We start from the raw sequence: 2,328 nt of genomic DNA, 5'->3' as shown, positions 1-2,328 counted from the left end.
CATCGTCGGCGAATCCGGCTCCGGCAAGTCGCAGACCGGGCGCGCGATCATGGGCCTGACCCCCGGCCACGCCAGGATCAGCGCACGAAAGCTGGCTTTCGGCGACCGGGATCTCCTGACCATGCCGGCCCGCGAGAGGCGCGACCTGCGCGGCAAAAAGGTGGCGATGATCCTGCAGGATCCGAAATATTCGCTGAACCCGGTAATGACCATCGGCCGGCAGATCGTCGAAACGCTGAAGACGCATGAGAAGATCTCGAACTCGGCGGCCAAGGCGCGGGCGCTCGCCATGCTGGAGGCGGTCCAGATCAGCGATCCGAAGCGGGTCTTCTCGCTCTATCCGCACGAGGTTTCCGGCGGCATGGGGCAGCGGGCGATGATCGCCATGATGCTGGTCTGCGGTCCGGAACTGCTGATCGCCGACGAGCCGACATCGGCGCTCGACGTCACTGTGCAGCTCGAAGTGCTGGATATCCTCGACAAGCTGGTGGCCGATCGCGGCATGGGGCTGATCTTCATCTCCCACGATCTCAGGCTCGTTTCTTCCTTCTGCGACCGCGTCATCGTGATGTATGCCGGCCGGATCGTCGAGGAACTGCCGGCTGCCAATCTCGCCGATGCGCAGCATCCCTATACGCGCGGGCTCTTGAACTGCCTGCCGACCATCGGTTCCGACCGGCATCCGCTGCCCGTCCTCGACCGCAAGCCGGAGTGGGCGTTATGACATCGGCTCTCTCCATCCGCGACATGGTCGTCACATACGATGAGTTTGCAGCACTCGATCACGTGAACTTCGATATCGGCACCGGCGAATCCTTCGGCATCGTCGGCGAATCCGGTTCCGGTAAATCGACGCTTTTGCGTGCAGTCTCGGGTCTTGCGTCGTTCGACCAGGGCACGCTCAGCGTCAACGGCCGCCCCTATTCCGGCCGCAGGCGTGACAAGGAATTCTACCGCACCGTCCAGATGGTGTTCCAGGACCCTTATGGCTCGTTGCACCCGCGCCAGACGGTCGACCGGCTGCTGCTGGAACCGCTGGTCATCCACGGTTTCACCGATATCGAGACGCGCATCAACCGGGCGCTGGACGAGGTGGGTCTCGGGTCGGGCTTCCGGTTCCGTTATTCGCATCAGCTCTCCGGCGGCCAGCGGCAGCGCATCGCGATCGCCCGGGCGCTGATCCTGGAGCCGAAGATCCTGCTGCTCGATGAGCCGACCTCGGCGCTGGATGCCTCGATCCAGGCGGAAATCCTCAATCTGCTCGAACAGGCGCGCCGCGACCGCAACCTCACATTCGTGATGGTCAGCCACGATCTCGGCGTCATCAGCCATATGTGCGAGCGGCTGGCGGTGATGAAAAATGGCAAGGTTGTCGAGACGGTGCCGCGGAAAGCACTGGAAAACCGCGAGTTTTCCGCCGATTATACCCGCCAGCTGCTCGTCGCCAGCGAAGGTTTTCGCCGCGGCTGACGAGTGTCTCGATTTTATCTATGTCACTATCCCGAAACCGGTCCCCGCTTTCGGGCGACATGTTTCAGCCGGCAGGATCGCATGCAGCTTCGGGCGCTTATGTATTTCGACGAACTGGTCCGCACCAATTCGATGCGGGCGGCGGCCGAGAATCTCAACGTCGCTGCCACCGCCGTCTCGCGCCAGATCGAGAACCTCGAACACTATTTCGGCACGCCGCTTGTCGAGCGCAGCAATCGCGGCATCAAGCTGACTGCCGCTGGCGAACTGCTGGCGGCGCGGGCAGGGCGGACGTTGCGCGAACTCGAACATGTCCACCAGCTGATCGACGACCTGCAGGGCCTGCAGCGCGGCAAGGTAGTGATCTATGCGAACGGCGCGACGGTTGCCAACCTGATCGCGCCGGTGCTTGCGGAATTCAGCCTGCGCTACCCGAAGCTGCGGTTCGAGGTGGCGATCACCAGTGCGCGCGAGGCAGTCGAGGCGCTCGCCGGCGCCGAGGCCGATCTGGTGGTGACGCTGTTTGCACCAAAGATATCCGGGGTGAAGGTGCGGCTGCGCTCCGAGATCACCTATGACGTCATCATGGCCGCCGACCATCCGTCCGCCGGTGCCAGGGAACTGACATTGCGCGATCTCGTCCACATGCCGCTCGCTCTTCCCGACAAGAATTTCGGCGCGCGACAGGCCTTCGAGGAACTGTTCGCCAAGGACGGGCTGGAGCTCGATCCGGTCTTCGTCACCGGTTCCCTGGAAATGCTGAAGGAACTGGTGTTGCGCCGCGCGGCGGTCACACTGCTGCCGGCGCTTGCGGTGCAGCGCGAAATCGATGCCGGCCAGCTTGCGGCGGTGCCGATC

Annotated in this window: 3 protein-coding genes; all 3 read left to right on the top strand. The window is 63.4% G+C overall.

Features of this window, described 5'->3' with window-relative positions; genetic code table 11:
* The coding region (locus MOV61_RS29545; RefSeq protein WP_247139126.1) for an ABC transporter ATP-binding protein at nucleotides 1-724 on the top strand (724 nt) is incomplete at its 5' end.
* On the top strand, nucleotides 721-1,470 hold the full coding sequence (locus MOV61_RS29540) for an ABC transporter ATP-binding protein (protein ID WP_038545525.1): 750 nt from the start codon (nucleotides 721-723) through the stop codon (nucleotides 1,468-1,470). The genes MOV61_RS29545 and MOV61_RS29540, both read left to right, overlap by 4 nt.
* Before the next feature lie 81 nt (nucleotides 1,471-1,551).
* Nucleotides 1,552-2,328, top strand: a 777-nt coding sequence (locus MOV61_RS29535) for a LysR family transcriptional regulator (RefSeq protein WP_247139125.1), incomplete at its 3' end; no start/stop codon positions are given.

Source organism: Neorhizobium sp. BETTINA12A (assembly GCF_023006485.1).
Taxonomy (GTDB): Bacteria; Pseudomonadota; Alphaproteobacteria; order Rhizobiales; family Rhizobiaceae; genus Neorhizobium.
This window is presented reverse-complemented; position numbering and strand designations above follow the sequence as displayed.

Excerpts from the sequence above, each read along its gene's own strand:
- MOV61_RS29540 (WP_038545525.1), top strand. The coding sequence starts at position 721 with ATGACATCGGCTCTCTCCATCCGCGACATGGTCGTCACATACGATGAG.